Source organism: Anaerobacillus sp. QJM3NY_17, from assembly GCF_056173665.1.
The window spans coordinates 1,755,876-1,778,143 of the sequence record NZ_CM149685.1 but is presented as its reverse complement, the minus strand read 5'-3'; the positions used below and the strand labels follow the sequence as shown (position 1 = coordinate 1,778,143).

18 protein-coding genes are annotated in these 22,268 nt (G+C 41.5%); all 18 read right to left on the bottom strand.

Annotation, left to right across the window (positions count from 1 at the left end; all coding sequences use genetic code 11):
- Nucleotides 1-561: 561 nt before the first annotated feature.
- Nucleotides 562-1,704 carry a cell division protein FtsZ gene (ftsZ, locus tag AC0VYV_RS09530; protein WP_194221345.1) on the bottom strand — a complete coding sequence of 381 codons (1,143 nt, stop codon included), beginning with the start codon at nt 1,702-1,704 and terminating at the stop codon, nt 562-564.
- Between the two features lie 30 nt (nt 1,705-1,734).
- On the bottom strand, nt 1,735-3,015 hold the full coding sequence (ftsA, locus tag AC0VYV_RS09525; protein WP_194221344.1) for a cell division protein FtsA: 1,281 nt from the start codon (nt 3,013-3,015) through the stop codon (nt 1,735-1,737).
- A 479-nt stretch (nt 3,016-3,494) separates the two neighbouring features.
- The gene (locus AC0VYV_RS09520) at nt 3,495-4,277 is read right to left on the bottom strand and encodes a cell division protein FtsQ/DivIB (protein ID WP_475368905.1); all 783 of its coding nucleotides are present in this window, start codon (nt 4,275-4,277) and stop codon (nt 3,495-3,497) included.
- Nucleotides 4,278-4,653: 376 nt separating this feature from the next.
- Nucleotides 4,654-5,754 (bottom strand): stage V sporulation protein E, encoded by a 1,101-nt coding sequence (spoVE, locus tag AC0VYV_RS09515; protein WP_194221342.1) that lies wholly within the window; start codon nt 5,752-5,754, stop codon nt 4,654-4,656.
- Between the two features lie 67 nt (nt 5,755-5,821).
- The gene (murD, locus tag AC0VYV_RS09510) at nt 5,822-7,162 is read right to left on the bottom strand and encodes a UDP-N-acetylmuramoyl-L-alanine--D-glutamate ligase (protein WP_475368904.1); all 1,341 of its coding nucleotides are present in this window, start codon (nt 7,160-7,162) and stop codon (nt 5,822-5,824) included.
- Nucleotides 7,162-8,136, bottom strand: a complete 975-nt coding sequence (gene mraY, locus AC0VYV_RS09505; protein WP_194221340.1) for a phospho-N-acetylmuramoyl-pentapeptide-transferase — start codon at nt 8,134-8,136, stop codon at nt 7,162-7,164. Before mraY ends, murD begins: the two co-directional genes overlap by 1 nt.
- Nucleotides 8,137-8,148: 12 nt before the next feature.
- The gene (locus tag AC0VYV_RS09500; protein WP_475368903.1) at nt 8,149-9,507 is read right to left on the bottom strand and encodes a UDP-N-acetylmuramoyl-tripeptide--D-alanyl-D-alanine ligase; all 1,359 of its coding nucleotides are present in this window, start codon (nt 9,505-9,507) and stop codon (nt 8,149-8,151) included.
- Complete coding sequence (locus tag AC0VYV_RS09495; protein WP_430247109.1) at nt 9,504-10,967, bottom strand: UDP-N-acetylmuramoyl-L-alanyl-D-glutamate--2,6-diaminopimelate ligase; 1,464 nt, start codon at nt 10,965-10,967, stop codon at nt 9,504-9,506. The genes AC0VYV_RS09500 and AC0VYV_RS09495 overlap by 4 nt, the downstream gene beginning before the upstream one ends.
- Before the next feature lie 97 nt (nt 10,968-11,064).
- A complete protein-coding gene (locus AC0VYV_RS09490; protein ID WP_430247110.1) occupies nt 11,065-12,984 on the bottom strand; it encodes a stage V sporulation protein D in 1,920 nt (639 codons plus the stop codon).
- Nucleotides 12,985-13,046: 62 nt separating this feature from the next.
- On the bottom strand, nt 13,047-15,254 hold the full coding sequence (locus tag AC0VYV_RS09485; RefSeq protein ID WP_475373709.1) for a penicillin-binding protein: 2,208 nt from the start codon (nt 15,252-15,254) through the stop codon (nt 13,047-13,049).
- Between the two features lie 20 nt (nt 15,255-15,274).
- Nucleotides 15,275-15,643, bottom strand: coding sequence for a cell division protein FtsL (gene ftsL / locus AC0VYV_RS09480; protein WP_404682299.1), 369 nt, complete (start codon nt 15,641-15,643; stop codon nt 15,275-15,277).
- 35 nt (nt 15,644-15,678) lie between these two features.
- Nucleotides 15,679-16,608, bottom strand: coding sequence for a 16S rRNA (cytosine(1402)-N(4))-methyltransferase RsmH (gene rsmH / locus AC0VYV_RS09475; RefSeq protein WP_475368899.1), 930 nt, complete (start codon nt 16,606-16,608; stop codon nt 15,679-15,681).
- 34 nt (nt 16,609-16,642) lie between these two features.
- Nucleotides 16,643-17,074 carry a division/cell wall cluster transcriptional repressor MraZ gene (mraZ, locus tag AC0VYV_RS09470; protein WP_194222283.1) on the bottom strand — a complete coding sequence of 144 codons (432 nt, stop codon included), beginning with the start codon at nt 17,072-17,074 and terminating at the stop codon, nt 16,643-16,645.
- Nucleotides 17,075-17,335: 261 nt separating this feature from the next.
- Complete coding sequence (gene bshC / locus AC0VYV_RS09465) at nt 17,336-18,958, bottom strand: bacillithiol biosynthesis cysteine-adding enzyme BshC (RefSeq protein WP_475368898.1); 1,623 nt, start codon at nt 18,956-18,958, stop codon at nt 17,336-17,338.
- Between the two features lie 102 nt (nt 18,959-19,060).
- Nucleotides 19,061-19,444: a DUF3397 domain-containing protein gene (locus tag AC0VYV_RS09460; RefSeq protein ID WP_194221332.1), complete on the bottom strand. Its 384-nt coding sequence runs from the start codon at nt 19,442-19,444 to the stop codon at nt 19,061-19,063.
- A gap of 18 nt (nt 19,445-19,462) precedes the next feature.
- Entirely contained in the window at nt 19,463-20,344 is an 882-nt protein-coding gene (locus AC0VYV_RS09455; RefSeq protein WP_475373708.1) for a 2-dehydropantoate 2-reductase, read from the bottom strand.
- A gap of 115 nt (nt 20,345-20,459) precedes the next feature.
- Nucleotides 20,460-21,992, bottom strand: a complete 1,533-nt coding sequence (locus AC0VYV_RS09450; RefSeq protein ID WP_475373707.1) for an acyl-CoA carboxylase subunit beta — start codon at nt 21,990-21,992, stop codon at nt 20,460-20,462.
- A 53-nt stretch (nt 21,993-22,045) separates the two neighbouring features.
- Nucleotides 22,046-22,258 carry a biotin/lipoyl-binding carrier protein gene (locus tag AC0VYV_RS09445; RefSeq protein ID WP_194221329.1) on the bottom strand — a complete coding sequence of 71 codons (213 nt, stop codon included), beginning with the start codon at nt 22,256-22,258 and terminating at the stop codon, nt 22,046-22,048.
- Nucleotides 22,259-22,268: the final 10 nt, after the last annotated feature.

Sequence of the window (22,268 nt, the reverse complement as noted above, 5' to 3'; positions counted from 1 at the left end):
GAACACGCCCTTTGTGTTCTAAGCGAACGGTGAAGCGGCTCGAGGACCTGACCACTGGAGCTGGATTACACAAAAAGCGAAAGTGGTCGACTAGGTCCGACAAGCGCTGGAAACTTTCGATTGGAACACGCCCTTTGTGTTCTAAGCGAACGGTGAAGCGCCTCGAGGACCTGACCACTGGAGCTGGATTACACAAAAAGCGGAAGTGGTCGACTAGGTCCGACAAGCGCTGGAAACTTTCGATTGGAACACGCCCTTTGTGTTCTAAGCGAACGGTGAAGCGCCTCGAGGACCTGACCACTGGAGCTGGATTATAAAAAGCGGAAGTGGTCGACTAGCTCCGACAAGCGCTGGAGCCTTTCGATTGGAACACGCCCTTTGTGTTCTAAGCGAACGGTGAAGCGCCTCGAGGACCTGACCACTGGAGCTGGATTACACAAAAAGCGGAAGTGACCAGGTTCGACAAGCGCTGGAGAGAGAAGAAATGAAGAGATTAAATAAACGACTAACTGAAATTTCTCAAATAAAAAAACCAGCTCTAAAAAGAGCTGGTTTTCTGAGTTATCTTCTATTACGTTTGCGGTTACGAAGGAACGTAGGGATATCTAGCGTATCGTTAGACTCTTCCGTTCTTGTACCGAATTTAGATGGCTCCGGCTGAACTTCTTCCTCTTCATGCTTCTGCTGTTGTATCGGAGCGCTTTGCTTCGATTGTGCAGAAGGACGTGGAACCGTCTTCTTCTTATTTTCGTTCTCGTCAAAGCCAGTAGCGATCACTGTAACAAGAATTTCGTCCTTTAAATCTTCGTTAATTACAGAACCGAAAATCATGTTCACATTCTCATCAGAAGCTGATGAAACAATGTCAGCTGCTTCATTTACTTCGTACAGGCTCAAATTAGATCCGCCCGTAATGTTCATAAGCACACCTTTTGCACCATCAATAGATGTCTCTAGGAGTGGACTGGAAATAGCTTTTTTGGCAGCCTCAGAAGCGCGATTTTCCCCTGTCGCAATACCAATTCCCATTAATGCAGAACCACGTTCAGTCATAATGGTTTTAACATCTGCGAAGTCAAGGTTAATAAGACCCGGTACTGCAATAAGATCTGATATCCCTTGAACACCTTGACGAAGAACGTTATCCGCTTCACGGAACGCTTCAAGCATTGGAGTGTTTTTATCAACGATTTCTAGTAGACGATCGTTCGGGATAACAATTAACGTATCGACTTTTTCCTTAAGCATAGCAATCCCAGTAACGGCTTGTGTCGAACGCTTCTTACCTTCAAAGGTAAATGGACGTGTGACAACTCCTACTGTTAGTGCACCAAGTTCTTTGGCAATTTCAGCAATGACAGGTGCAGCACCTGTTCCAGTTCCGCCACCCATTCCTGCGGTAACGAATACCATATCAGCACCGCTAAGCGCTTCCTGAATCTGTTCTTTGCTTTCTTCAGCAGCTTTCTTTCCGATTTCCGGATTAGCTCCTGCACCAAGACCTCTTGTTAATTTACCACCAATTTGCATTTTAACTTCTGCTTTAGCAAGGTTCAATGCCTGTGCATCCGTGTTAACAGCAATAAATTCAACACCTTGGACACCATTCTCGATCATACGATTGACAGCGTTGCTTCCGCCTCCGCCGACACCGATTACTTTTATCTGTGCTAATTGTTCCATATTCATATCAAACTCTAACATCTCAGGTCCTCCTAATCTTGTAATAGCCCTTTATTCAACAAATAGATTAAAGAAATTCTTCACTTTCTCTTTCATACCTGGTGAAGAAGATTTCTCACCTGGTTGAGGTTCGGCTTTTGTTCTACGCTTGGGCTTCACTTCTTCTTCAGGGTTGAGTGATGCTGCCACTTCTTTCCCCTGAATCTTCACGTTTTTATACGTGAACTGGATAAGACCAATGCCAGTTGTGTATTGCGGTTCGCGTACGCCGATATAGTCAGGGACCGCAACACGTACATTGTGCTGCAGAATTTCACGAGCAAGTTCAAGAACTCCGTCCATTCCGACCATACCACCGGTTAGAACAAATCCGCCCGGCAATTCACGAATTCCCATTCGCTTAATTTCGTCTTCTATCAATTCTAACATCTCTTCGATCCGAGGTTCTATAATATGAGCCAATTCGTACTGATTAAATTCTTGTTCAGCCGAACTTCCTATTGTCGATACTGTGAAAGCTTCCTCTTCTGAAGCAAGATCAACGAAAGCATTGCCGTGCTTAATCTTAATTCGCTCAGCTTCTTCAGTCGTTGTTCTAAGACCAATCGAAATATCTTTGGTTACGTGATCGCCACCGATTTGAAGTACAGAAGTGGCTTTCAGTGAGCCTTCTTCAAAGATAGAAATCGTAGTAGATCCAGCGCCCATGTTAACTAGTGCTACACCTAAATTACGCTCATCTTTTGATAAAGCCATTGACCCACACGCTAGCGGTTGTAGACAAATATCAGCAATTTCAAGACCCGCTTTTTCAACGCATCTTAGTAAATTATGTAATACTGTTTTTGAACCTGTAATGATTGTTCCTTCCATTTCAAGGCGAACACCAATCATTCCACGTGGATCTGTAATGCCGTCCAGTCCATCAACTACGAACTGTCCTGGAATCACATCAATAATTTCTCGCTCAGGAGGGATAGAAACAACCTGTGCTGCGTCAATTACTCTAGCAATATCTTCATCATGAATTTCACGATCCTCACTCGATACAGCCACTACCCCATGACAGGGTTGTAACTGTACGTGATTGCCGTTAATCCCCACAATCACAGAACGAACCGATAAACCTACCATTCTTTCTGCGTTTTCTACTGCCTGCTTAATTGAACGAACAGTTTCATCTATATCCACAATCGATCCCTTACGAATTCCATCAGAAGGCGCGCTGCCGACTCCAAGAATATTTAAAGAATCGTTCGTCATCTGGCCAATGATTACTTTCACATTGGATGTACCGATGTCTAGACTCACATAAATCTCATTGCTGTTCATTCTCCTGGCACCTCCTTCAAAATGCTACCATGTTCAGGTATTAATAGTTTCTCTATAATAGGGTTGAAAAAATGTCCAACACCTTTATATACACAATAATCTCTTGAATTAAACTTCCTCAAGGCTCGCTTCATGAAGTCCCGGGAAGAATGTGATATAAGGACTCTATTCCACAAATCCGTTTATTTCCCTTCTTTTATACGAGATTTCCTCTTATTTTTTTGGGTAACACTCCCCTACTCTCTTCGGTTCATTTCTTTTTTAATGAAGAGATGTACAAAGCAGTGCATAAGTATTAGTCTACACCATGTGAAAGCAGTAGAAAAGTCACTGTTTTCGTGATTGGAAAGAATTTTGCTGTTTTCTTTCATTTTTACATGAAAATGAGTTATTAAACATAAATTGCCCTGCTCATAAACCTTCGTGAACAAAGAGCATTCCCTGTCCATTAGAACAGGGATTATCTATGCATTTTATCGTCAAGACTCTTTCTTTTCCTCTTCTTCAGTTGAAACGTCCTCATAAGGCTCAAGCCAACTACCTTCATTTAGATAAAGAATACCTTTGGCTTTATCTTTAAGCTTCTCAACTATTAACGGGTAGCTATTCACCTTCTCAGAAAAATCGCTAATGCTTGTTTTCACTTCATATCCGTCTGTCATATAGAGAGTTAAGTTAAAAGCTTTATCCCCATTCGGCGTATAATGAATCTCAGAAATACGATTAATAATACTTAATTCTACTTTCCTGAGCTCGCCTGCCATTTCTGATAGCTCTGTACTTTCGTTCCATTGCATCAAAATAGGAGCGCTCACTGGCGTTTCACCTTTAGGGAGTGCATCAAGAATAGCACCTGATTGCAAAATCGGGAAATATTCACTTCCCTTTTTTAAATACGCGACTCGAGCATTCTCCACAATATCCACTTTAGCAGTTGCAGGAAACTGTCTAGTCACAGTTACTTCTTTAATTTCTTTTGATTTTTCTACCTTTTCTTCTACATTTTTAGCATTTAAATTCCAAAAACTCACGCTATTATTAAGCTCACTTAACTTAATAATTTCTTTTTCTGAAACATAATTATTGCCAGAAACCTCAACGTTCCGAATGTGACTTAAGGAAGATTGGAAGTAAATGATCAGCAAAATGAGAAAGAAGAAGATTGATAAATAGACGATTAATCTTCTGTTAGCGCGCTGCTTACGCTGTGCTTTCAACGTGGGAATCCGATCTTCAATTGTTACAACTTTGCGATCTTCCATTGTCTTGCCTCCGTCTCCGGTAAATGAACTTCTGTCTATACTTACGATGTTACTAACGCTTATCATGGCAACCGAACGGCATGACCCAGCTGTTTGTCCTCATTTCAATCATTATAGCATAAGTTAAGGTGTTATTAGCCTCTAGAAGGAAATTCATCCCAGAGAATTGTTCTTAATAATAAGCTATATTACTTTACATTGTTTATTTCAGCTCTGTGCTGACAAATAGAATGAGCCAATACTTAAGAATCACTAGTATAAGCTAACAAAGCGATATAATAAATAGGTAAATGAAAAGGGTTCCCTCGTAATTTGAATCAATCATGAAAATAATAGAAAAAGAGCGCTCACTAGTGAGCGCTCTTTCATAATCTGCTTAAAATTTTGCGTATCGACTGATATTGAGTAACACTCCCATTGCTACAAGCATGAGCGTTAAGGAAGAGCCCCCGTAGCTAAGGAAAGGAAGGGTAATCCCGGTTACAGGCATTAGGCCAGTTACAACGCCAATATTGATCATTACTTGAATCGCAAGCATGCCGATGATACCAACAGCAAGAAGACTACCAAACAAATCAGGCGCTCTTAGTGCAATTCGAATCCCTCGCCACAGAAGAAGCGAAAATAATAGAATCACAAAGCTTCCACCGATAAATCCGAGTTCTTCAGATAAAATTGCAAAGATAAAGTCTGTTTGCGGTTCAGGTAAATAATAAAATTTCTGTCTACTTTGGCCGAGCCCAAGCCCCATCAGGCCACCCGGGCCAATGGCATACAGCGATTGAATGATTTGAAAACCACTACCGAGTGGGTCACTCCACGGATCAAGGTAGGAGGTGATTCGCGCAATCCGATAGGGCGCTGATAAAATCAGGACGGCAAAGCCGGCTAAACCAAGCATACCAAGCCAAACAAAGTGGGCTATTCTTGCCCCCGAGATAAAAATCATTACAACGCACGTACCAACCATAACCGCTCCAGTTCCAAGATCCGGTTGGAGCATAATCATACCGAAAGCTATGAACACAATACCAAGCGACGGCACTAGTCCTTTTTTGAATGACGTAATGCGTTTTTGATTTTCGGATAAATATTTAGCAAGAAAAGCAATCATTGCAAGTTTTGTAAATTCAGATGGTTGGATTGAAAACGCACCAACACCAAGCCAGCTTCTCGCTCCCCCTCGAACAAGTCCAACTCCTGGGATCAGGACTAGAACAAGTAGAATGAAGCAGATGAGCACGCCTACTTTTGACCAGGTGCGCCATGTCCAATACTCAACGTTCATCACGAAGAACATGGCCACAACACCTACCCCCGCAAAAAGAAGCTGTCTTTTTGCAAAGAAAAATGCATCGTCAAATTTATAAGAGGCCCATACAGCGCTGGCACTGTAAACCATGATTAATCCAATTGCTAACAGCACTAGTGTTGCAGTTAAAAAGACCAGGTCTGGCGTTGATTTTGTTTTCGGCAATAGACCCACACTCCGTTTTGTCGATTTTACCTAACCGAACTCACCGGATAAGCAAGACAACCTCTCATTAGAGTCTATGCATTGCCTCAATAAAGATGTCTCCACGTTCTTCAAACGTTTTGAATTGATCCCAGCTTGCACAAGCTGGTGATAGAAGAACGACATCCTCCGCTTCGGAAAGATTATAAGCTGTTGTAACAGCTTCCTCTACATTATCGACAACTGTCACAGAATCCAGTCCTGCTGATGAAGCTGTTTTTTCTAATTTAGAGGCAGTCTGACCAAACGTAATTAAGTGCTTCACTTTTGTTTGGAAATACGGAATTAAATCGTCAAACCCGTTCCCACGATCAAGACCTCCAGCGAGAAGAATCACGGGCTTTTTGAAGGAATCAAGCGCTTTTTTAGTAGCAATTGAATTCGTTGCTTTAGAATCATTGTAAAATTTTCGTTCGTTAACTTCTCCTACGAACTGTAGACGATGTTTCACACCGTGAAAGTTTGTTAGTTCTTGATGGATCTTTTCATTTGAAACACCTGACAACTTCGCTACAGCTATAGCAGCAAGCGTATTTTCCACGTTCTGCTTCATTGATAGATCTTCAATCTTAATCACTTTTTCCTCTTTAAACACGATCCACTCTTCATCAATACATACGCCTGAATCTAGTTTTTTTGTGGCTGAAAAAGGAACGAGTGAAGCATTAGAATCCTCAGCAAAACCAGTGACAAGTTCATCGTCAGCATTATAAACAGCAAAATCTTCCTCGGTTTGATTTTGGAACAAACGAGCCTTAGCTGCGGCATAAGCCTCTTTAGTTCCATGATAATCAAGGTGTGCCTCATAAATATTTAGAAGTACTGAAATATGAGGATGGAAGTTCATTGTTCCTTGAAGCTGAAAACTAGAGAGTTCTGTCACAAGCGTTTGATTAGGTGTAGCTTCCGCAGCTACCTCACATACAACTGTTCCAATATTGCCTGCCACAATCGGATTAGACTCTGTATCTCTTAATAATTGTCCAATCAGAGTAGTTGTCGTTGTTTTCCCGTTCGAACCTGTTATGGCAACAAACGGAGCTTCTGATATTTCACCTGCGATTTCAACTTCTGTCACAATTGGAATCTCTCTCTTTTGAGCTTCTGCTAAAAGTGGATTTTCATAAGGAATCCCGGGATTCTTCACAATTAAATCGACGCCATCTAGAAGTTCAAGAGGATGCCCACCGCCTACAACGGTGAACCCTAATTCTTGAAGTTCCATTGCTTTAGGATTGTTTTTCACTTCTTCGCGATCATTCACCTTTACGTTAGCGCCAAGAGATCGTAGGAGCTTCGCTGCCGCAAATCCACTTTTCGCTATTCCTAAAACAAGAACAGACTTATTTTCATAATTTACTTTTTTCATTACATCCACACCTCAAGATAGATTCCAAACGTTGCACATAGTAAACCAACTGTCCAAAATGTAGCGACAACACGCCATTCCGTCCAACCAGAAAGCTCATAGTGGTGATGAAGAGGACTCATCTTAAACACACGTTTACCTGTCGTTTTAAATGAAGTTACCTGAATAATAACGGATAGGGTTTCAATGACAAACACCCCACCAATAATGACGAGAAGAAGCTCAAGCTTCGTCATAATGGCAACAGCTGCAAGAGCTCCCCCAAGCGCAAGTGATCCAGTATCACCCATAAATACTTTCGCAGGGTGAGCATTAAAAACAAGAAATCCTAGTACTGCGCCAACGACACTGACGGAGAAAATAGCCACATCATACATGTATACTGACGCCGCAAGAATGGCAAATGCACCGAAGGCAATAGCCGACGTTCCTGCTACAAGCCCGTCCAGTCCATCTGTCAGATTGACAGCGTTTGACGCGCCAACTAGCATGACAAAAAGTAAGATGACATATCCAATGCCAATGTCAAAGCTCCACTCTGTCCCTGGAACATGAATCGCTGTATCAAATCCAACGGTTCTTAATCCAAAATAAACAAGGATCGCAATTAGGAGCTGACCTAATAGTTTTTGTTTTGATGTTAATCCAAGGTTACGCTTTTTCACGACTTTAATAAAATCATCCAAAAAGCCAATCAGTCCATATCCAACTGTTACAAATAAAAGCAGCCAAATTTGGGTTGAAATTTCATCATATTTAAGAGCGATAATAATAGTCCCGAGAATAATAGACAGAATAATGATCAGTCCGCCCATTGTCGGAGTGCCAGATTTCTTTTGGTGTGACTTAGGTCCTTCTTCTCTGATGCTCTGTCCAAATTTAAGCCTTCTTAAATATGGAATAAATACGGGCGATACTAGCACCGCAATAATAAATGATGTTAATAAGCTAAAAATTAATAATCTTTCAATCACTGTACTGCCTCCTTAAGATTCATTCTCTAATGCCTTTACGATGGTTTCGAGCCCTAGCCCTCTTGAAGCTTTTAACAAAACGGCTGTTTTATCATCAAGTTGGCCCGATAGATATGATGCGGCATCTTCTTTATTGTCAAAGGAAACAGCAGGCACTTGCTGTGCTTCATCTTCCACGATCCCATCATAAATCCACTTTGCTTTTTCTCCAACTGTAATCACTTCCGTAATAGACGGTTGAATCGCCGTTGCTATGTTACGGTGGAGAGATTCTTCTCGATCACCTAACTCATACATATCACCAAGAATGGCGATTTTCTTATGAAATCCTTCCAATTCTGCAAGGGTTTCAACCGCAGCTTTCATGGATGTTGGGCTGGCATTATAGGCATCATTAATAATTAATGCACCGGTTGAACTCCTAAACTTCTCAAGTCTCATCCCAGTAAGGGTTAAGGAAGATAGTGCTTTTCGAATTTGGTCATCTGTCATTCCAAGTTTTCTTCCTGCAGCAATGCTGTAGAGCGCGTTCTTAATATTATGTTTACCTAATAATGCAATTTCGAACGGCTCTTTTTCATTTAGTAACGTAAACGAATACCCATTATCCAGCTTTACTACTTGATCAACTTGAAGATCATTTGTTTCATCGTATCCGCAAGAAATCGCGTTCTTCTGAAGTGGAGCAAGAAGAGGCTCATCTCCATCAATCACGAGATGACCATTTGACTTAAGTCCCTCTGCTATTTCCATTTTCGCTTTGGCGATATTTTCTCGACTGCCAAGTTGAAGTAAATGAGACTCTCCAATGTTCGTAATGATCGCCACATCCGGTGTAGCGATCTGGGTAAGAAGGGAAATCTCACCTGCTCCGCTCATCCCCATTTCAAGGATCAATACATCTGTTTCTTCAGGCATAGCAAGAACTGTCATCGGGAGTCCCCAATGATTATTCAAGTTGCCCTGTGTTTTATACGTTTTATATTTAGGACTGAGAACCGCTTCAAGCATATCTTTCACTGTTGTTTTCCCATTACTGCCGGTTACACCGATAACATATGGATTTTGTTCTCTAAGAACTTGCTTCGCAAGCTCCTGAAATCCAACGGTTGTGTCGTCAACTTCGTAAACATTTATCTTCCCAACAAGATCTTGAGGAAATGGCTTACTTTTATCCCAAAGCGTTCCAGTTGCCCCATTTGCAATGGCTGCATCAATGAAACGATGACCATCGAATACTTCGCCAACGATCGGAATAAATAATTTATTCGTACAGTCTTTCCTCGTATCCGTCGCCACACCTTCAAAGACCAGTTCATGTTCAACTGGTCCCTGACTAATATTGTTTAGTAATTTAGATGAAAAGTTCATCTCTTCCGCTCCTTTATTGCCTGACGTGCTATTTGTCGATCATCAAAATCGAGCACTTGATCCCCGATGATTTGATAAGTTTCATGTCCTTTACCTGCAATAAGGACAACATCGCCTTCCACAGCGTGAGTAACAGCATGATGAATAGCTTCTGCTCGATCTGTAATGCGGATATAATGTCCACTTACACCTTCCACCATATCATCTAATATCTGTTCAGGATCTTCACTCCTCGGGTTATCTGAAGTAAGAACCGCTGTATCTGCTAATTCTGTCGCAATCTTTGCCATGAGCGGTCGTTTCGTACGATCTCGATCTCCCCCGCAGCCAACAACAGCAAATACATTCCCTTTTGACATCTCTTTAACCGTTAACAGCACATTCTCAAGGCTATCCGGTGTATGCGCATAGTCAACGATAACGGGAAATTCTTGTCCTTCATCAACAAGTTCAAACCGTCCCGGAACACCTGCAATTTGTTCAAGACTCTCTAAAATACGATCAAGTGATAATCCATTTGAAAGACAAGCTGCAATAGCTGCAAGCGCATTGTAGACGCTGAACTTGCCTGTTAACATTAGTTTCACATCTCGTTCTTCTTCAGGAGTAACGAGGTGGAAACTTGTCCCGTTAGCGGAAAACGAGATGTTATTAGCCATAATATCAGCGTTATTATCAATCCCATATTTTAAAATGTGCGCTGAAGTCATTTGTTCATATTGCTCACTCGCTTGATCATCCGCATTTAAAACGGCTACCTTTTTTCTCCCTGTATCATATGTATTACCTAACTGTGAAAAAAGAAGACCTTTTGCCTGACGATATTCCTCCATTGTTCCATGATAATCAAGATGATCTTGAGTTAAATTCGTAAAGACCGCTACATCATAATCACAGCCTCTAACGCGACCTAATGTTAACGCGTGAGAAGAAACTTCCATAACAGCCGTTTGAACATTGCTTTCCTGCATTTTGGCAAATTGCTTTTGAAGTAGCAATGGTTCAGGTGTGGTGTTTTTCGTCTCGAATTCTTCATCTGCTATTTTCATATTAATAGTGCCGATTAATCCTGTCGTTTGCTGTTCATTACGATGAATCTGCTCAATTAAATGAGAGACGGTCGTTTTGCCATTCGTTCCCGTTACACCAATTAAAGAAAATGATTTCGTTGGATTATGATAGAAATAATTAGCTAGCTCTGCAAGCGCACGATGAGCATCTCTAACAATAATAACTGGAACAGAAACGTCTAGCTCCTTTTCAGATATAAGTGCAACTGCTCCCTGTTGTACAGCCTGCTCAGCAAAATCATGTCCATCCACTGTGTAACCAGGGATACAAACGAATAAACTATTAGCTTCAACTGCTCGACTATCACTTTCAATCGTTGCTATTTCCGGGTTCCCTTTTCCAACTTGCTTATATGTAAGTAATGCATGGAGAAGTTCTTGTAATTTCATCTCTTTCAAACCTTTCTAGTTCGCTGACATATTTTCAGAAAACAAGCCAAGAGCATACGCCTTGGCTTGTTCACTACTTATTGTACTCACCGGTCGCTTATTTGTCACCCATATAAAGTCGAATTTCTGACCCAGCCGGTAATTTCACTCCAGGTTCAGGGGCCTGAGCCACAACGATATCCCCTTCACCACTTGAATCAATTTTCAAATTATACATTGCTTTATGAATATCTTCAGTAGATAAACCTACTAAATCCGGCATTTCAATCATCTCTTCATCCTGCCATGTCTTTTCTTTCTCAATTTGGTCTTCCCTTTTTTCCACACCCATAACCGTCAAACTATCCTGGATAATATTACCTACAATTGGAGCGGCTACGATTCCACCAAATTGGAGCGTATCTTTCGGATTATCAATCGCCACATAGACAACAATTTGAGGATCATCCGCCGGAGCAAAACCAATAAAAGAGACGATATGATTATTTTTTAAATAAGCGCCGTCTTTCGCTTTTTGAGCCGTTCCTGTCTTTCCACCTACCCTATAGCCATCTACATAAGCGTTTTTTCCAGTTCCAAGCGCAACGACCGTCTCAAGCGCATGCCTTACTTCTTCTGATGTTTCTTTTGAAATGACTTGTCTTTTCGCAGTTGGCGAGTTTTTACTTACAACTGCTCCCGTCTCAGGATCTAACCATTCTTTTGCAATGTATGGTTCATAGAGGGTCCCTCCGTTCACAGCAGCTGAAACAGCTGTCACCTGCTGAATAGGCGTAACGGATACACCCTGACCAAAGGCGGTTGTTGCAAGCTCTAGTGGACCGACATTATCAACATCAAATAATATTCCACTTGCTTCACCTTGTAGGTCAATGCCGGTTTTGTCACCGAAGCCGAATTTATCAATATATGAAAAGAGCTTTTCTTTGCCCAGACGCTCCCCGAGAAGAACGAAACCAGGGTTACAGGAATTTTGCACACCTTCTAAAAACGTTTGGCTTCCATGACCTCCAGCTTTCCAACATCTTAATTTTGTTCCAGCCACTTCAATGCTTCCAGGGTCGTGAAAATGATCTTTCTCAAGATCAACTTCCCCTTCCTCAAGAGCAGCAGCTAGCGTAATAATCTTAAATGTTGATCCTGGTTCATACGTACTCCATACAGGCTTATTTTGATTCCAGACGTCAGGAGAGACTTGCTGAAATTCTTCTGGATTAAAATCCGGCCTTGAAGTCATCCCGAGAATCTCACCTGTATTGGGATCCATTGCAATGGCTGCCGCTCCATCCGGATGGTAGGTAGCTTCCGCAATATCCAACTCTCGTTCCATAATTGTCTGGATTTTTGAATCAATTGTTAAGCGTAGATCGAGCCCATCTACAGGTTCTGTATAATCATCTGCAAGAGAAGGCATCCGCTTACCTTTCGCATCTGCATAATACTCAACCTGTCCTTTTTCACCGCTTAACTCTTCATCATAATAGAGCTCAATACCTGTCAAACCTTGATTATCAATACCACTGAACCCTAGCACGTGAGCTAGAAAGTCGCCGTTTGGATAGTGACGTTTGTTATCTTCAGCAATGTAAACACCTGAAAGATTCAATTTCCGAATTTCATTTGCCTTTTCATTCGACATTTTCTTACCTTCAGGACGAATCCAAACCATTGATTGATTCTGGGTGATCGTTTCATAAACCTTTTCTTTACTCGTATTAAGGGAAGCAGCAAGAGCTTCAGCAGTAGCCGCAGGATTTTGAAGCTGTCTTGGAACGATTAGTACAGAAGGGGCACTAATATTCGTTGCAAGAGGCACTCCGTTACGATCCAAGATTTCGCCTCGACTCGGTTCAAACGGAATATTTCGACTCCAAGAATCTTTCGCTTTCTCGCTTAGCCAATTTCCCATCACAAGCTGCACATAACCAAGCCTCACGACGACAACCGCAAATACAAATAGACCGATGACAAGCGCCATCACAAGTCTCCTTCGAACAGTAACAGTGGAAACGCGCATAAACTCATCCTCCCTGATTATGCTCGTTCCACTATATGTTCAACACGGTTTAGATAGACCTGCTAGTCTGTAATTGGCTCAGCATCTTCCTCAGCTTCCGTTTGTTCTGGTTCTTCTTCAGAAGAAGGAGACTTCAGCTCAACGACTAGATAATCGTCTTTTTTGATATTACTTCCTTTATTAATCCCTTGCTTCGTAACATATCCAGCTCCCATGACGTTCGGTTTAAGGTCCATTAGCTCGACTAACTTCATAACGTCAGCTAGAGACCACCCAGTAATATCAGGCATTTTCGCACTACCTTCTGCCCGCAAAATAATTCGTTCATTATCGAGTATTTTCGTACCTGCATGAGGAGATTGACCTGTGACCTCTCCATCACCAAGTACTGTAACCGATAAGCCTTTCGCTTCAAGTTCTTTCTTCGCTTCGTCTGCATTCATGCCCGTCACTTCTGTTAATACCTGACCGCTCTCTTTCTTTGAGCTTTCTTTGGACGTTTCTTCTTTCTTTTCCATCGGATCAATATTTAAATATTGAAGACTATTTTTCATAACCGTGTTAAAGATAAGAGAAACAGGGTCACTTCCAAGTTCAGGATATTCAAGCTGTGGGCGGTCAACAGCAACATAGACTACTAATTCCGGATCATCTGCAGGTGCCATACCTATAAACGAAAAGATGTTATTTCCATATCCACTCATATAGCCCTTTGAACCTTGTGAAATTTGAGCTGTACCGGTTTTACCAGCAATCTCGTAACCTTCAATGTTATATGGGGTACCTGTGCCATCCGTCACTACCGTACGTAAAAGATCTCGCGTTTGTTTAGCAGTGTCTTTAGAAATAGGTTCTCCAGCTACTTCAGGTTCGTGATTCAGCTTCACTTCGTTTGATTCAGGATCAACTATTTTTTCTATGACATATGGCTTCATCATCTTACCGCCGTTAGCTATTGCAGTTATAGCTTGTACTTGCTGGATTGGCGTTATCGTAGATCCTTGTCCAAATCCAGTCGTAATTCGTTCAAGCTCTCCGCCATAAGTAATTCTTGAAGAAGACTCCCCCGGGAGATCAATACCTGTTTTCGAATCCAATCCGAATTTAGTTAAGTAACCCTTATACTTCTCATAGCCTAGCTTTTCTTTAACAAGGATAGAAGCTGCAACGTTAGAGGATTGTCGAATACCTTCATCAAAACTAATTGCACCCCATCCTTCACCACCATTATGATCACTCACTCGACCACCAGGCACTGAATATTGACCTGACTGGAAGAGCTCGTCTCCATTGTATACACCTTCTTCAATGGCTGATGCCACAGTGAAAATTTTCATAGTCGAACCTGGCTCAAATGCCGTAAGAGCCATATTCGTGTAATTAGAAACGTTTCTTAAGTTTGGATCAAACGTTGGACGATTGCCCATCGCTAGGATTTTACCTGTATCTGGATCTGCAACAATCGCCGTCATTCGTTCAGGGTTGAATTTCTCCTGTGCCTCGTTCAAAGCATTTTCCATTAACACTTGGATTTTTTGATCAATTGTTAAATAAACATCGTTTCCACTTTTGGAAGGGGTGATATTCTCGTTACCATAAGGAAGTCTGAATCCTTCACGATCACTTTGATACGTTTCTTTCCCTTCCTGCGGCACGAGATATTTATTCAATTTCTTTTCTAATCCTAGTAGACCTTCCTGCACGCCATCTTCGTTTTCATTTGTAAAACCAAGAAGATGTGAAGCAAACTCTTCGTTCGGATAGAGTCTTGTTTTCGTTGGGATGAATCCAACTCCTGGTAAATCCATTTCTTCTATTTTTTCTTTTTGAGTTAAGCTTAAATCTTTACCCGATGCACCAAATTCTACTTGAAAAGGATCGTCTCTTGATAAAATTTCTTTTACATCAGATTCTTCCATCTCGATAATAGGTGCAAGCGCAGCAGCTGTTTTATCGATGTCTTCTACATGGTCCTCATATTCTTTATCCAAAATCGCTCTTAGCGTAAAGGAAGGAATATCGGTAGCTAGAGCATTCTCACCTGTTCGGTCAAAGATCGTACCGCGATCCGCTTCGAGGATTTTGCTTCTAGTCCACTTATCTTTTCCAAGCTCCATTAAGTCCACTTTTTCACCGTCTGAACCTGATACCGCCTGTGTCCACTCGATGTAGAAAAACCGTCCAATAAAAGCAAAAAAGAGCAGGACAAATAGTGACATTAAAATCGCTGCTCCAACATTAATATGTGAGTTCTTGTTTGTTTCTTTCATGACAGTGCAAACCTCCGAAATTATGATCCTTTGTTGATCACTTCTACATTTTGATCATTCAGTTCCATGCCTAATTTTTCTTCGGCAATGTTCACAATTCGACCAGGCGCACTTAATTCTGTCACTTTAACCTGAAGCTCTTCATTCTGTTTCACTTGAGCACGTTGGTCTGCTTCCGCTTGCTGCAGTCCAGTATTCAAATTATAAATCTTAGCGTAGTTAGAAACCATAAAGATCGACGCCGCCACGAACGTTAGTACAAGCATCATCCAGAGCAACTTCTCTCCTTTAGTGATTCGTCCACGTTCCACATGGACAGCTTGCTGTTTTGTTTCAACTTGTTTTTTTTGCGTTTGCTGCTGCTGATACTTATACGCCAGGTTACTCATCATTTTCCCCCTTGCACCTCTTTATATTTTTATCTTTACACTTTCTCTGCTACACGAAGCTTTGCGGATCGTGCGCGTCTGTTTGCTTCTTGTTCTTCTTCTGACGGAAGAATCGGCTTTCTTGTTACAAGCTTGATATCAGGCTGGTAGGCATCTGGAATAATCGGCATTCCAGGCGGAAGTTCTGGACCAGAAGCCGCTTCCTTCATAGTCGTTTTGCAAATACGATCTTCAAGAGAATGGAACGTGATCACACTCATTCTGCCACCAGAGTTCAAAATAGACATCCCATCTTTAAGAGCCTCTTCAAATACTTTAAGCTCATCATTCACTGCTATTCGAATAGCCTGAAAAATTCTTTTGGCGGGATGCCCTCCCTTCCTTCTCGCAGGTGCTGGAATAGCGTCCTTAATAATATCAACGAGTTCAAATGTGGTTTCAATCGGTTTTAAGTCTCTTGCTTTTTCAATTTTGCGAGCGATTTGTTTTGAAAACTTTTCTTCACCAAATTTGAAAAAAATCGAGACGAGGCGCTCATACTGCCATTCATTCACCACTTCATACGCCGATAAACTGGAAGATTGGTCCATTCTCATATCGAGCTGAGCATCATGCTGATAACTAAACCCCCGCTCACCTTTATCAAGCTGCGGAGAGGAAACACCAAGGTCGAATAAAATGCCATCAACGCCATCAACACCAAGTTCAGAGAGGGCTTCTTTGATGAAGCTAAAGTTTCGTTCAATAACTGTCAGCTTGTCCTCATAGCCTGCAAGTGTTGTTTTGGCGTTATCTATTGCCCATTGATCCTGATCAAAAGCATAGAGGTGTCCTGTGGTAAGCTTATCCAGGATTGCTTTTGAATGACCGCCGCCGCCAAGCGTACAGTCAACATAAATGCCATCTTCTTTAATATTTAGTGCGTTCACTGCTTCTTCTTTTAATACTGTAATGTGTTCAAACATAGCTACACCTTAACCTTCATTCCATATTGACCTTCTACAAATCGAAATCCATCATACTTTCCGCGATTTCAGAGAAAGACTCTTCTGATGCATTGAAGTACTCTTCCCAAACGGCTTTGTCCCAAATTTCTAATCGATTTGAAACACCAATCACAACGCATTCTTTCTCAAGCCCTGCATACTGGCGTAATGTTCCGGCAATATTTACCCTGCCCTGTTTATCCAGTTGGCATTCAGTTGCACCTGAGAAAAAGAATCGGGTAAAAGCACGAGCATCTTTCTTTGTAAAAGGGAGTGTCTTCATCTTCTCTTCAAGAACTTCCCATTCTGTCATTGGGTAGCCGAAGATGCATTTATCTAACCCGCGAGTGAGGACGAAGGTTTCACCAAGTTCTTCACGAAACTTAGCGGGAATGATCATTCTGCCTTTTTCATCAACAGTATGCTGATATTCCCCCATAAACATGGCTTCCTCCACCTCTCCCACTTTCTACCTCTAAGTTACCACAACTCCCCACTTTTCACCACTAAAAAAATAATTCGTACCACAAAACAAAAATCCTGCTGTTCAGCGGGATTTTTATTTAAAAATATTTGGTTTTCAAACAAAAAGGGTACTCGCCATTCCGCGGGTGCCTGTCACCCGCTTGAAATCATGCCATACAGAGGTTATATTGGCCAAATCAAAAAAGCTGCCAGAATCCTCCGGCAGCTTTCCTTCTATCCCTTAAAGATAAATCACCTTATGCTTATCATTAAACGGAAGCTCAAGTTCCATCACTTGATCCACAAAATCCAAACCATGCCAATTTAAATAATAGACTGCGTTCCACTTCCGCTCTTGAGGCGCCCCGTTAGGTTTTAACGCAAAGCCTACTTCATCGAATTTATCCAGCGTATTTTCATGCTGATACTCGAGTGATTGATAAAGTTTTTGCTGAAGAAGATCAAGCTGTCTTTGAAGAAATTGGCCATTTTTTTCAGCAAAGCGATTAAGTCCATGATCAACGGATTCTGTTAATTCGCGAAGATTTTGATGAATGTCGTCCACTTTCAACTTAGCATCTTTAAATGCAGCCCCGATCCCTACATCATCTAAATGACGCACGTAGGATTCTTTCGAGTGATCAATCCCTGACTTTAGGATTTCATCATCTGATAAAGAGAGATCATCGACATACTTTTGAATATGTCGCTCTACAAACGTAAATGTCAGTCGCGGCACGATGACAGGCATTTTTATTCCGAAAGTATGAAAGGCTGGCTTCAGTAAAGCCCAGTAAGCAAGTTCACCTGGTCCAGCCACAAAACCTAGCACAGGAAACATTAAATCTTGCATGATCGGTCGCGTCACAACATTGTTACTTAAATCTTCCGGCTGATGTTCCGCTAATTCAAGCAGCTCTTCTTTTGAGTAGGAAACGGAAGCGGTTTTCCCCTCAAATCTTCCGTTTATTCGTTCTAGTAATATCCGTTCGCCGTTTACCTTTACGAATAAATTTGCTTGTAGGTCATCAAGATCGACACCAATTGGATAATTCTCTTCACGAAGATGAGCCGCCTGGGTTAAAACACCTTCATTGATTGTTTCATTTTGATGAATCATTTGTTTAAACGCGTCAGTCTGTAGACGGCGAAAATCTCGGTTACCTGAATCTACGAGCACAAGTCCATGCTTTGAAAAAAGCTTTGTCATGATGTAACAAAAATGATCAACGTACGTATTAGATTTCTCAGTTACACGTTCTAGAAACCCTTGAATCTGTTTCGTATAAGAGGTTTCGCCAAATCGTTTGAGCATGTCACGCGTCCAAGAGTTAATCGCATCATGATCAAGCGATATATCAGACAATGCCTGCTTTGTCATTTGCTTTTGAGGCACTGCCTCTTTGCGCTCTCGCCCTTCATCATACGAATAAATATGATTGACTTCATGATAATCATGATCTTCTCCAGCTACCCAAAAGATAGGTATAACAGGTACACCTAGCTTTCGTTCTTTCTCTGCTGCTAATTTAATGACCGATATCGCTTTATTGATCGTATAAAGGGGACCAGTTAACACCCCAGCCTGTTGCCCTGCAACAACAGTTACCGCTTCTGGCTGTTGTAAACGCTCGATATTTGCAAGCGCCGGTCCTTCTGCTTCAAATTGCTCATTAAACTCCATCAAGTGTTCCGTTAAATTCGCACGATCTTGATGACGTTCCATTAACTCTTCGTATCGCTTTTCATATGAGGAATCATGCTGATATGTATAGTCAAAAAAAGCTGAGATTCCTTTTTTCTCAGCAATGTAATCTGTCGCAATGACATTTGATCCTGGAAGGAATGTTTCTTTGAGTTTCATTTATATTTCTTCCTTTCTTGACACAAATGCGGAACTCCGCCTATTTAATCCTTTGTTAGTATATCAAACTTCCTCATTGCTACCAAAAAAAAAGCTTATAAGTTAGACCGATAGAATTCGGTGAACTAACCCAATAAGCACTAAAACAATATACCCTGTAGAAAACAATAGAAAATTAAAACGCCACGCACCTTTTATCACTTTGTGAATCTCGACATCATCTTTCATTTTCCAATGAAGCACGGTAAATGCACCAGCCGCCCCAATAATCATTAGTAAAATGACCCAAAGAAATGATTGACCAAGTAATTCAACGAGAATAAAGTGAACGCTTAAGATAAAAAAGATCGTTGAAACATCTACCGCAAGACGAAAGGAGAACTTTTTCTTCCGCGTCGTTTTTACCGTAATAATATAGACCAGGTACCAGGCAAGCAGCGGAATCGTTACGGCCGTTGCTACAATCCATGATAAGAGGTTTTCCATTTCATGAGACTCCTTTCTCTATCTATTTAACATCTCAAGACCCTTCACACTGTCGTAGACAAACCTAGAATAAGGAACGTATTGGCCATTTAATTCAGCTTCTTTAAGAATAAAGCCTGTGATCGCATCGATCTCTGTCACTCTTCCCGCCTTTAAGTCTGCAAGCATAGATGACGTATTCGAGCTCGTTCGCCTGCATATAAGCTGTGTATCATTCCAAGCATCTTCATACTCTAATTGAAGTACGCGACAGGTCTCCTTAACTAATTCTCGCATCACACTATAAAACCTTGGATTTTGGAGCAGCTCTCCATTTGTTACGTGATAAATTCCGCTGAGAGGATTAATCGCACAGTTCACAATAAGTTTTTTTGCAAGCATCTGGTACCAGTCACTTTCATAATAAATCGGAAAATCCCTGGTTGAGAGGTTTGCAAGCGGATTAGGCAGGCCACTAAATGCACTCACTCTTATAACGCCGCTTCCTGTGTGTTCGACCGTTCTCTCATCTACCTTCTTTGCGCCATGCTCAATAACTCCAACTAGAATATTATGCTGTAGTAATGATAAATGAGAAAGGTGCCCCATGCCGTTTTGTACAAAAAGGATATCAGGTAAATGGTTATCCCGGTATACCTTTTGAATCATCTTTATAACAGAGGGAACTTGATTAGATTTAACTGCAACAACGAGTAAATCCGTTTCGCCCCCCGCCAGAAGATGCGTGGATCGAACATGCGCTACGCGTATATTTTCTCCTTGTTTATATATAATCCCTCGATTGAGCAGATCAGCTTGTTCATTTCGATGACATACGACTGTAACGACGTGCTCTTCCATCGCAAACTTTGATGCTAACAGTAAACCGATTGATCCAGCTCCGATAACCGTAATATTCAACTTTCACGTCACCCTCTTGTCTAACACATGATATTCTTCTTAAAGTTTAGCACAGGTTCTCGTCAATGATGAGTAAAAAATCCCTTAACAGTTAAGTTAAGGGATTTTACGACTTTTATACAGGATAAACAGGGTGTTTCTTATCTGGCGCCGCCACTTCTTTTGATTCATAGTAGCTTAATCGATCCACTAAAACTTCACGCAGCTCACTTCCGGGAACTATGTCATCCACAATCAATTCAGAAGCAAGTTTGTAAATATCAATGTGTTCTTTATACTCCTGATGCTTCTCTTTGACGTATTCCATACGTTCCTTAGGATCCTCAATCGCATTTATCTTATTAGCATAAACAGCATTGACTGCAGCTTCAGGTCCCATTACGGCAATTTGTGCAGTCGGAAGAGCTATGCAGCAATCAGGTTCAAATGCAGGGCCTGCCATCGCATACAACCCCGCTCCATAAGCTTTCCTCACGACTACCGAGATCTTTGGTACCGTAGCCGAGCTCATTGCCGCAATCAATTTAGCGCCGTGGCGAATAATCCCAGCACTTTCAACTTTCGTTCCAATCATAAATCCAGGAACGTCCGCAAGAAACACGAGAGGAATATGATAGGCATCGCAGAGCTGAATAAATTTCGCACCCTTATCTGCAGAATCAACGAAAAGAACGCCGCCTTTAACCTTTGGTTGATTGGCAATCAATCCAACTACTCGTCCATCTATTCTAGCAAAACCAGTAATCAACTCTGGGGCAAAGAGCTTCTTCATTTCAAAAAAGCTTTCACTATCCACGAGTGCCTCAATTAAGTCATACATGTTAAACGGCGCATTTTGATTTTCAGGTACGATATCACTGATTGACTTTTCAAGCGAAGGTAGCTTACCTTCTAGATGAGGTGTGCGCTTATGGAAATTCCCCGGAAAATAACTAAGGTAGTTCCTTCCAAGTTCAATCGCTTCCTCCTCGTTTGCAGCAAGAACGTCACCGCACCCGCTTGTACTGCAGTGCATTCGTGCACCACCCATTTGTTCTAACGTTACTTTTTCCCCTATTACTTTTTCAGCCATCCTAGGTGAACCAAGATACATTGACGCGTTTTTATCGACCATAATGACAATATCACAGAAAGCTGGTATGTATGCGCCGCCGGCAGCTGAAGGTCCAAACAGCAAGCAAACTTGTGGTACCATTCCAGACATTTTCACTTGATTATGAAAAATCCTTCCAGCCCCACGTCGATTTGGAAACATTTCAAGCTGATCTGTAATTCTAGCTCCGGCTGAATCGACCAAATACAAGAGAGGTACTTTCAAGGTCATTGCTGTTTCTTGAATGCGAATAATCTTCTCAACCGTTCTCGCACCCCAAGATCCTGCCTTAACTGTAGAATCATTGGCCATCACACAAACCTTTTCTCCATTCACTTTGCCAATCGCGGTGACAACTCCATCTGCAGGAAGATCTTTCGCATGATAGTTCGCGAATTTACCATCTTCCGTATATTCACCGTTATCAAATAGAAGCTTAAGTCGGTCACGCACAAAAAGCTTATTCGATTCCTTTAGCTTTTGATGGTATTTGTCAGATCCACCACCTTCTACTTCTGTAGCTTTAGTGGCTAAAAGTTCTTCAAGATGATTCATTTTGAATCCTCCTTTGTTTATGATTAGATCGAGCGCTCGTTCAGCTAGCTTCCTTACTTAACGGTAACGAGAACATCACCTTCGTTAACAAAATCACCAACGCTTACTTTCACCTCTGTGACCGTTCCTTCCTCTACACCTTCAATCGGAATTTCCATCTTCATCGATTCAAGCATCACAAGCTCCTGACCTGCTGTAATTGAATCTCCTTCTCCTACCATTACGTTTAATACCGTTCCAGCCATTGATGCTTTTATTTCTTGCATTTTCATCATT

What these genes read in the sequence shown, in the direction of transcription:
- AC0VYV_RS09490 (WP_430247110.1), bottom strand. Translation starts at nt 12,984, where the DNA reads ATGCGCGTTTCCACTGTTACTGTTCGAAGGAGACTTGTGATGGCGCTT.
- AC0VYV_RS09450 (WP_475373707.1), bottom strand. Translation starts at nt 21,992, where the DNA reads ATGAATCATCTTGAAGAACTTTTAGCCACTAAAGCTACAGAAGTAGAA.
- ftsZ (WP_194221345.1), bottom strand. Translation starts at nt 1,704, where the DNA reads ATGTTAGAGTTTGATATGAATATGGAACAATTAGCACAGATAAAAGTA.
- AC0VYV_RS09485 (WP_475373709.1), bottom strand. Translation starts at nt 15,254, where the DNA reads ATGAAAGAAACAAACAAGAACTCACATATTAATGTTGGAGCAGCGATT.
- ftsA (WP_194221344.1), bottom strand. Translation starts at nt 3,015, where the DNA reads ATGAACAGCAATGAGATTTATGTGAGTCTAGACATCGGTACATCCAAT.
- rsmH (WP_475368899.1), bottom strand. Translation starts at nt 16,608, where the DNA reads ATGTTTGAACACATTACAGTATTAAAAGAAGAAGCAGTGAACGCACTA.
- AC0VYV_RS09500 (WP_475368903.1), bottom strand. Translation starts at nt 9,507, where the DNA reads ATGAACTTTTCATCTAAATTACTAAACAATATTAGTCAGGGACCAGTT.
- murD (WP_475368904.1), bottom strand. Translation starts at nt 7,162, where the DNA reads ATGAAAAAAGTAAATTATGAAAATAAGTCTGTTCTTGTTTTAGGAATA.
- bshC (WP_475368898.1), bottom strand. Translation starts at nt 18,958, where the DNA reads ATGAAACTCAAAGAAACATTCCTTCCAGGATCAAATGTCATTGCGACA.
- AC0VYV_RS09520 (WP_475368905.1), bottom strand. Translation starts at nt 4,277, where the DNA reads ATGGAAGATCGCAAAGTTGTAACAATTGAAGATCGGATTCCCACGTTG.
- ftsL (WP_404682299.1), bottom strand. Translation starts at nt 15,643, where the DNA reads ATGAGTAACCTGGCGTATAAGTATCAGCAGCAGCAAACGCAAAAAAAA.
- AC0VYV_RS09495 (WP_430247109.1), bottom strand. Translation starts at nt 10,967, where the DNA reads ATGAAATTACAAGAACTTCTCCATGCATTACTTACATATAAGCAAGTT.
- mraZ (WP_194222283.1), bottom strand. Translation starts at nt 17,074, where the DNA reads ATGTTTATGGGGGAATATCAGCATACTGTTGATGAAAAAGGCAGAATG.
- AC0VYV_RS09445 (WP_194221329.1), bottom strand. Translation starts at nt 22,258, where the DNA reads ATGCAAGAAATAAAAGCATCAATGGCTGGAACGGTATTAAACGTAATG.
- AC0VYV_RS09460 (WP_194221332.1), bottom strand. Translation starts at nt 19,444, where the DNA reads ATGGAAAACCTCTTATCATGGATTGTAGCAACGGCCGTAACGATTCCG.